We start from the raw sequence: 8,517 nt of genomic DNA on the forward strand, positions 1-8,517 counted from the left end.
CTGCGGCAGCTCCTACACGGGTTTGCTTTAGCTTTTGTTTTGCAGGCGCACTGCCAGCACATCGCAAGGCGCGCCGTGCAGGACGTCGTTGGCGGTGGAGCCCAGCAGCAGTGCCAGGCCATGGCGGCCGTGACTGCCGACCACGATCATGTCGCACCCTTGCTCCTTGGCCAGGTGGTGAATCTCCTGGCGTGGCTGGCCGTAGGTCAGGTGGCTGTATTCCCTGGAGAGCTCAGGGTATTTCAGGATCAAGCGATCGAGACGCTCCTTGGCCTGGTCGAACTGCTGCTGTTGCAGTTGTGACAGGTCCATTGGCACATCGCCACCAAAGGCCATGGCCATTGGCTCGACGATATGCACCAGGGACAATTTCGCCCCATTGCTCACCGACAGCTCGCGAGCACGGTGGATGACAGGGTCGCACTCTTCGGTCAGATCTACAGCGACCAGGATGTGGTTGTAGGGCATGAGGTGCTCCTCCTGAGGATTGCAATATTGGTAAGTATGGCTGGTTTCAAGCGCATTGGTTCCAAAGTGACTCAATGCGCTCATCAAGAATCGGGAGTACAGATATGACGGTCTGGATAGTGGTGTCAATCCTGCTGGTGGTACTCAGTCCACTGGCATGGCTGCGACCCTCGCGCCATCAGAGCGGTCGCATGGCCCTGCGCATGGAGGCGCGACGCATTGGCCTGGCCATGCAGCTGGCGCCACAGGAGTGGCCGCACTGGCTCGCCCAGGAGCCGCCAAACCCTTGTGCGCAGTACCATCGACCACGCCGGGGCAATCAGCCGGCGTGCTGGAGTTACTGGCAAAAATCACCGGGGCTGTGGGTCAACCAGTGGCAGGAGCCCTGCGAAGATCCCGCGCTGCTCAATCATTTCGAAAAATTGCCGGCCAACGTCTACAAGGTCGAGGCCGACAAGCAAATGATCACCCTGTATTGGGGCGAGAAGGGCGAGGCCGAGGTCCTGCAGCACATCGACGCCACCCTCAAAGCCCTCGCCTGAACCCCCACCCTTGTAGGAGCTGGCTTGCCAGCGATGGACGTCAACGATGACGTTTGAAACCTGACACCCCGCGGCGTTCTCAGGTCCATCGCGAGCAAGCTCGCTCCTACAAGGGTTTTTTTGCGGGCAATAAAAAGCCCGACAACTTCATCGGGCGGGGGTGGCCAGGCAGGCCGGTAATTTTGTGTGGGCTGATCTTACGCTGGGCATTCGCCAAAAGCGTTCACTTTTTTCGCCAGTCCCGCCAGCGTAGCCCGTTAAACACAGGCTGCCGTGAATTAGGGCGAATTTTCTAATGATTGATCCTATGAATGGTTGTGCATACCTGTGCGTATTGCAGGTGCTGGCAGTACGGATATGACCGCAAAGTCGCATTTCAACCCGCATTTTGGGCGATTGACAATTGTCGGAAATTCCGTGAAGGTGACGTACCCAAATCAAACGGGCGTATGAATTGAGCGTTTGTCCGACAAAACGCTCCTACAGAATCCCGACTATCGCGTTGGCGGGTGTGACGGGTGGATAGGCGTAGCATCGACGATTGACGTCCCTGCCAGCCATCCGCCTGCGTCCGACGTGTACTGTTCAGCTTCCATATCGTGGAGATCAGTTGATGATTTACGAAGGTAAAGCCATCACGGTTAAGGCTCTTGAAAGTGGCATCGTCGAACTGAAGTTCGACCTCAAGGGTGAGTCCGTCAACAAGTTCAACCGTCTAACCCTGAACGAACTGCGTCAGGCCGTAGACGCCATCAAGGCAGATGCGTCGATCAAGGGTGTGATCGTCAGCAGTGGCAAGGACGTGTTCATCGTCGGTGCCGACATCACCGAATTCGTCGACAACTTCAAGCTGCCGGATGCAGAGCTTGTGGCTGGCAACCTCGAAGCCAACAAGATTTTCAGCGATTTCGAAGACCTCAACGTCCCGACTGTCGCCGCGATCAATGGCATCGCGTTGGGCGGCGGTCTGGAAATGTGCCTGGCGGCGGACTACCGCGTCATGTCGACCAAGGCCAAGATCGGTCTGCCGGAAGTCAAGCTGGGCATCTACCCGGGCTTCGGCGGCACCGTGCGCCTGCCGCGCCTGATCGGTACCGACAACGCCATCGAGTGGATTGCCGCCGGCAAGGAAAACCGTCCTGAAGACGCGCTGAAAGTGGGCGCCGTCGATGCCGTGGTTGCTCCTGAGAAGCTGCAGGATGCCGCACTGGAACTGATCAAGCGCGCCATTTCCGGCGAATTCGACTTCAAGGCCAAGCGCCAGCCGAAGCTTGAAAAGCTCAAGCTGAACGCGATCGAACAAATGATGGCTTTCGAAACCGCCAAGGGTTTCGTGGCCGGCCAGGCTGGCCCGAACTACCCGGCCCCGGTCGAAGCGATCAAGACTATCCAGAAAGCCGCGAACTTCGGTCGTGACAAGGCCCTGGAAATCGAAGCCGCCGGTTTCGTCAAGCTGGCCAAGACCTCGGCAGCACAGAGCCTGATCGGCCTGTTCCTGAACGATCAGGAACTGAAGAAAAAGGCCAAGGCCTACGACGAAATCGCCAAGGACGTGAAGCAGGCCGCTGTACTGGGCGCCGGCATCATGGGTGGCGGTATCGCCTATCAGTCGGCGTCCAAAGGCACGCCGATCCTGATGAAGGACATCAACGAGCACGGTATCGAGCAGGGTCTGGCCGAAGCCGCCAAACTGCTGGTTGGTCGCGTTGATAAAGGCCGCATGACCGCCGCGAAAATGGCTGAAGTGCTCAACGGCATTCGTCCGACCCTGTCCTATGGTGATTTCGGTCACGTCGACCTGGTGGTTGAAGCTGTCGTCGAGAACCCCAAGGTCAAGCAAGCCGTACTGGCTGAAGTCGAAGACAAGGTCAAGGAGGACACCATCCTGGCGTCCAACACCTCGACCATTTCCATCACCTTGCTGGCCAAGGCCCTCAAGCGTCCGGAAAACTTCGTCGGCATGCACTTCTTCAACCCGGTGCACATGATGCCGCTGGTGGAAGTGATCCGTGGCGAGAAGTCCAGCGAGCTGGCGGTTGCCACTACCGTTGCCTACGCCAAGAAAATGGGCAAGAACCCGATCGTGGTCAACGACTGCCCGGGCTTTTTGGTCAACCGTGTGCTGTTCCCGTACTTCGGCGGTTTCGCCAAGCTGGTCAGCGCCGGTGTGGACTTCGTCCGTATCGACAAGGTCATGGAAAAATTCGGCTGGCCAATGGGCCCGGCGTACCTGATGGACGTGGTCGGCATCGACACCGGTCACCACGGTCGCGACGTGATGGCTGAAGGCTTCCCGGACCGCATGAAGGATGACCGTCGCTCGGCCGTGGACGTGCTCTACGAAGCCAAGCGCCTGGGCCAGAAGAACGGCAAGGGCTTCTATGCCTACGAGACCGACAAGCGCGGCAAGCAGAAGAAAGTCGCCGATCCGTCGGTGCTGGAAGTGCTCAAGCCGATCGTTTTCGAACAGCGCGAAGTCACCGACGAAGACATCATCAACTGGATGATGATCCCGCTGTGCCTGGAAACCGTGCGTTGCCTGGAAGACGGCATTGTCGAAACCGCCGCCGAAGCCGACATGGGTCTGGTCTACGGTATCGGTTTCCCTCCATTCCGTGGCGGTGCGCTGCGCTACATCGACTCGATCGGTGTTGCCCAGTTCGTTGCCCTGGCTGACCAGTACGCTGATTTGGGCGCGCTGTACCACCCGACCGCGAAGCTGCGCGAAATGGCCAAGAACGGCCAGAGCTTCTTCGGTTAAGCGCCCCCAACTAGAGTGAGAGTGAACTTATGAGCTTGAATCCTAGAGACGTCGTGATTGTCGACTTCGGTCGTACTCCGATGGGCCGCTCCAAGGGCGGCATGCACCGCAACACCCGCGCCGAAGACATGTCGGCGCACCTGATCAGCAAATTGCTGGAACGCAACGTCAAGGTCGACCCGAGCGAAGTCGAGGACGTGATCTGGGGCTGTGTGAACCAGACCCTGGAGCAGGGCTGGAACATCGCGCGCATGGCGTCGCTGATGACCCAGATCCCGCACACCTCCGCCGGCCAGACCGTCAGCCGCCTGTGTGGCTCGTCGATGAGTGCCCTGCACACCGCCGCGCAAGCGATCATGACCGGCAACGGTGACGTTTTCGTGGTGGGCGGCGTCGAGCATATGGGCCACGTGAGCATGATGCACGGTGTCGATCCGAACCCGCATATGTCGCTGTACGCGGCAAAAGCTTCGGGCATGATGGGCCTGACCGCGGAAATGCTGGGCAAGATGCACGGCATCACTCGCGAACAGCAGGATGCCTTTGGCGTGCGCTCCCACCAACTCGCCCACAAGGCGACGGTGGAAGGCAAGTTCAAGGACGAAATCATCCCGATGCAGGGCTACGACGAGAACGGTTTCCTGAAAACCTTCGACTACGACGAAACCATTCGTCCGGAAACCACCCTGGAAAGCCTGGCGGCGTTGAAGCCTGCTTTCAACCCGAAGGGCGGCACCGTGACAGCCGGTACTTCGTCGCAGATCACCGATGGCGCCTCGTGCATGATCGTGATGTCGGCGCAGCGTGCACAGGACCTGGGCATCCAGCCTATGGCGGTGATCCGCTCGATGGCCGTGGCAGGTGTGGATCCGGCGATCATGGGCTATGGTCCAGTACCGGCCACACAGAAAGCACTGAAGCGTGCGGGTCTGAGCATCTCTGACATCGACTACTTCGAGCTCAACGAAGCTTTCGCCGCACAGGCCCTGCCAGTGCTGAAAGATCTGAAAGTGCTCGACAAGATGAATGAGAAGGTTAACCTGCACGGCGGCGCGATCGCCCTGGGTCACCCGTTCGGTTGCTCCGGTGCGCGAATCTCCGGCACTTTGCTCAATGTGATGAAGCAAAATGGCGGCAACCTTGGGGTAGCCACCATGTGCATTGGTCTCGGCCAAGGCATCTCCACCGTCTTCGAACGCGTTTAAACGTTGCGTTGACGGAAGCCGGGGCCCAGTGCCCCGGTTTTTGTTTTTGTGGATTTTTTTATTTTTTTATTTTGAACGGATTTCAGTGAGGGCCGAAGCATGCCGATACAACCTGGGCTCTATCAACATTACAAAGGTCCGCAGTACCGTGTGTTCAGTGTCGCGCGGCATTCGGAAACCGAGGAAGAAGTGGTCTTCTACCAAGCCCTGTATGGCGATTACGGCTTTTGGGTACGCCCCTTGAGCATGTTCCTGGAGTCCGTCGAAGTTGACGGCGAACAGGTGCCACGCTTTGCTTTGGTGCAAGCCGAACCGAGCGTTTTTCCGAAGCCGTAAGGGCAGGGCGCGCAGAACCCTGCGCTTGACCTCACCTTGTAGCCACTATATATAGCGGTGCCGCGTCAGGCGCCAACCGCCTTTCACTTCTAGAATTCAGGAATTTTCTGATCCATGGGCAAATCGCTGGTCATTGTGGAATCCCCGGCTAAGGCCAAGACCATCAACAAGTATTTGGGCAACGAATACGTGGTGAAGTCGAGTATCGGCCATATCCGAGACCTGCCCACCAGCGGTTCGGCTAGCGCCAGCAAAGAGCCAGCCGCCAAGCGCGGCAAGGCTGCTGCGGGTGAAGCGCCGGCCTTGTCGCCGAAAGAAAAGGCGCGCAAGCAGCTGGTCGCTCGCATGGGCGTCGATCCCGATCATGGCTGGAAAGCCAAGTACGAGATCCTCCCGGGCAAGGAAAAGGTCATCGAAGAGCTGCGCCGGCTCGCCAAGGATGCTGACACCATCTATCTCGCAACCGACTTGGATCGCGAGGGGGAAGCCATTGCCTGGCACCTGCGCGAAGCCATCGGTGGTGACGACACCCGCTACAAGCGCGTGGTGTTCAACGAAATCACCAAGAAGGCGATCCAGGAAGCCTTCTCCCAGCCAGGCGAGCTGGACATCGATCGTGTCAACGCCCAGCAGGCGCGTCGTTTCCTCGACCGCGTGGTGGGTTACATGGTCTCGCCGCTGCTGTGGGCCAAGATCGCCCGTGGCCTGTCCGCCGGTCGCGTGCAATCGGTTGCCGTGAAGCTGGTGGTGGAGCGTGAGCGTGAGATCCGCGCGTTCATCCCGGAAGAGTACTGGGAAGTCCACGCCGACCTCGGCACCGCCAAGGGCGCGACCGTGCGTTTTGACGTCGCTCGCGAGAAGGGCGAAGCTTTCAAGCCGCTCAACGAAGCCCAGGCCATGGCCGCGCTGGAGAAGCTCAAGGCTTCCAGCTACAGCATCGTCAAGCGCGAAGACAAACCGACCAGCAGCAAGCCGTCGGCGCCGTTCATCACGTCCACCCTGCAGCAGGCCGCGAGCAACCGCCTGGGCTTCGGCGTGAAGAAGACCATGATGATGGCCCAGCGTTTGTACGAAGCTGGCTACATCACGTACATGCGTACCGACTCGACCAACCTCTCGGTCGATGCCGTGGCGATGGCGCGTACCTATATTGAAGGCGAATTCGGCAAGAAGTATCTGCCGGAAACCCCGAACGTCTACAGCAGCAAGGAAGGCGCACAAGAGGCTCACGAAGCGATTCGTCCCTCCGACGCCAACACTGAGCCAAGCAAGCTGTCGGGCATGGAGCGTGACGCTGAGCGCCTCTACGAGCTGATCTGGCGCCAGTTCCTCGCCTGCCAGATGCTGCCGGCGCAATACCTGTCGACCACGGTCACCGTCGGTGCCGGCGACTTCGAGCTGCGCGCCAAGGGCCGCATCCTCAAGTTCGACGGCTACACCCGCGTGATGCCGCAAATTGCCAAGCCGGGCGACGACGACGTGCTGCCGGACATGGCCCAGGGCGACGCGATGAAGCTGATCAAGCTTGATCCGACCCAGCACTTCACCAAGCCACCGGCGCGTTATTCGGAAGCCAGCCTGGTGAAAGAAATGGAAAAGCGCGGCATCGGTCGTCCTTCGACTTATGCGGCAATCATTTCGACCATCCAGGACCGCGGCTACGTGGCGCTGCACAACCGTCGCTTCTATTCGGAAAAAATGGGCGACATCGTCACCGAGCGCCTGGCCGAAAGCTTCTCCAACCTGATGGACTACGGCTTCACCGCCGGCATGGAAGAGCACCTCGATGACGTGGCCCAGGGCGAACGCGACTGGAAAAACGTGCTCGACGAGTTCTACGGCGACTTCAAGAAGAAACTCGAAGTAGCCGAAAGCCCGGACGGCGGCATGCGGGCCAACCAGCCGGTGATGACCGACATTCCGTGCACCACGTGCGGGCGTCCGATGCAGATCCGTACCGCATCGACCGGTGTGTTCCTCGGTTGCTCCGGTTACAGCCTGCCTCCGAAAGAACGCTGCAAGGCGACCGTCAACCTGGTGCCGGGCGATGAAATCGCCGCGGACGACGAGGGTGAATCGGAATCCCTGGTACTGCGTGGCAAGCACCGCTGCCCGATCTGCAGCACGGCGATGGACGCCTACCTGCTGGACGAGAAGCGCAAGCTGCACATCTGCGGCAACAACCCGGATTGCGCCGGCTACGAAATCGAAGAGGGCACCTATCGCATCAAGGGCTATGAAGGTCCGAGCCTGGAATGCGACAAGTGCGGCAGCGAGATGCAGCTCAAGACCGGCCGTTTCGGCAAGTTCTTCGGTTGCACCAACCCGACCTGCAAGAATACCCGCAAACTGCTGAAAAGCGGTGATGCGGCGCCGCCGAAGATGGACCCGGTGAAGATGCCTGAGCTGAAATGCGAAAAGGTCAACGACACCTACATCCTGCGCGACGGTGCCTCGGGCCTGTTCCTGGCCGCCAGCCAGTTCCCGAAAAACCGCGAGACCCGTGCGCCGCTGGTGATCGAGATTTTGCCGCACAAGGATGAGATCGATCCGAAGTACCACTTCCTTTGCGAAGCGCCGAAGAAAGATCCGGATGGCCTGCCTGCCGTGATCCGCTACAGCCGCAAGACCAAGGAGCAGTACGTGCAGACCGAAGTCGACGGCAAGCCGACTGGCTGGAAAGCGTTCTACGACGGTGGCAAGTGGAAGGTCGAGGACAAGCGACCGGCTGCGAAGGCGTAAAAGCCTCTCCACAGAAAAAGCCGCATGACGACCTTCGGGTTTTCATGCGGCTTTTTTGTTTGTGCAGGGTGCCTGCTCTCCGGCGCAGGGCCTTACACCCGACCGATCTCCCACGGTTATACCCAATCCACTGTAGGAGCTGGCTTGTCGGGTCGCCGCATCGCAGCGAAGGCGGCCATATAGCCGACCAATCACTTACGGCTGTACCCGATCCACTGTGGGAGCCGGCCTGCCGGCGATGGCGTCCTGACAGGCGATCTATTATTTGTTGACCGAGTACATATCCATTCCTGCGGTAACGGCCACCTATGGTTCCGCTCTTACAGCGGGTCACTTTGAAGAGCCTGTAGGAGCAGCCGGTCGACGCTCGATTGCTCGCGATGGAGGTCAACGATGATGCGGGGATCCTGACACCCCGCGGTGCTCTCAGGTTTTTCGCGAGCAATCGAGCGTCGACCGGCTG

At 59.4% G+C, this 8,517-nt stretch carries 6 protein-coding genes; 5 read left to right on the forward strand and 1 reads right to left on the reverse strand.

What is annotated here, in order from left to right:
* Positions 1-27: 27 nt before the first annotated feature.
* Positions 28-468, reverse strand: a complete 441-nt coding sequence (locus SOP95_RS27295; RefSeq protein ID WP_274077089.1) for a universal stress protein — start codon at positions 466-468, stop codon at positions 28-30.
* A gap of 104 nt (positions 469-572) precedes the next feature.
* On the opposite strand from SOP95_RS27295, the gene SOP95_RS27300 reads away from it, so the two are divergent.
* The 5 genes from SOP95_RS27300 to topA all read left to right on the forward strand — a co-directional run bounded on the left by SOP95_RS27300 (position 573) and on the right by topA (position 8,054).
* Positions 573-1,010, forward strand: coding sequence for a hypothetical protein (locus SOP95_RS27300; protein WP_274077088.1), 438 nt, complete (start codon positions 573-575; stop codon positions 1,008-1,010).
* 613 nt (positions 1,011-1,623) lie between these two features.
* Positions 1,624-3,771: a fatty acid oxidation complex subunit alpha FadB gene (gene fadB, locus SOP95_RS27305; protein ID WP_274077087.1), complete on the forward strand. Its 2,148-nt coding sequence runs from the start codon at positions 1,624-1,626 to the stop codon at positions 3,769-3,771.
* A 29-nt stretch (positions 3,772-3,800) separates the two neighbouring features.
* Positions 3,801-4,976, forward strand: a complete 1,176-nt coding sequence (gene fadA, locus SOP95_RS27310; RefSeq protein WP_323608959.1) for an acetyl-CoA C-acyltransferase FadA — start codon at positions 3,801-3,803, stop codon at positions 4,974-4,976.
* Positions 4,977-5,075: 99 nt separating this feature from the next.
* A complete protein-coding gene (locus SOP95_RS27315) occupies positions 5,076-5,312 on the forward strand; it encodes a DUF1653 domain-containing protein (protein ID WP_046819512.1) in 237 nt (78 codons plus the stop codon).
* Between the two features lie 114 nt (positions 5,313-5,426).
* Entirely contained in the window at positions 5,427-8,054 is a 2,628-nt protein-coding gene (gene topA / locus SOP95_RS27320) for a type I DNA topoisomerase (RefSeq protein ID WP_274077085.1), read from the forward strand.
* The last annotated feature ends 463 nt before the right edge of the window (positions 8,055-8,517 follow it).

It is taken from the genome of Pseudomonas sp. YuFO8, from assembly GCF_035065025.1.
GTDB lineage: Bacteria > Pseudomonadota > Gammaproteobacteria > Pseudomonadales > Pseudomonadaceae > Aquipseudomonas > Aquipseudomonas putida_AE.

Excerpts from the sequence above, each read along its gene's own strand:
- SOP95_RS27295 (WP_274077089.1), bottom strand. The coding sequence starts at position 468 with ATGCCCTACAACCACATCCTGGTCGCTGTAGATCTGACCGAAGAGTGC.
- SOP95_RS27300 (WP_274077088.1), top strand. The coding sequence starts at position 573 with ATGACGGTCTGGATAGTGGTGTCAATCCTGCTGGTGGTACTCAGTCCA.
- fadB (WP_274077087.1), top strand. The coding sequence starts at position 1,624 with ATGATTTACGAAGGTAAAGCCATCACGGTTAAGGCTCTTGAAAGTGGC.
- fadA (WP_323608959.1), top strand. The coding sequence starts at position 3,801 with ATGAGCTTGAATCCTAGAGACGTCGTGATTGTCGACTTCGGTCGTACT.
- SOP95_RS27315 (WP_046819512.1), top strand. The coding sequence starts at position 5,076 with ATGCCGATACAACCTGGGCTCTATCAACATTACAAAGGTCCGCAGTAC.
- topA (WP_274077085.1), top strand. The coding sequence starts at position 5,427 with ATGGGCAAATCGCTGGTCATTGTGGAATCCCCGGCTAAGGCCAAGACC.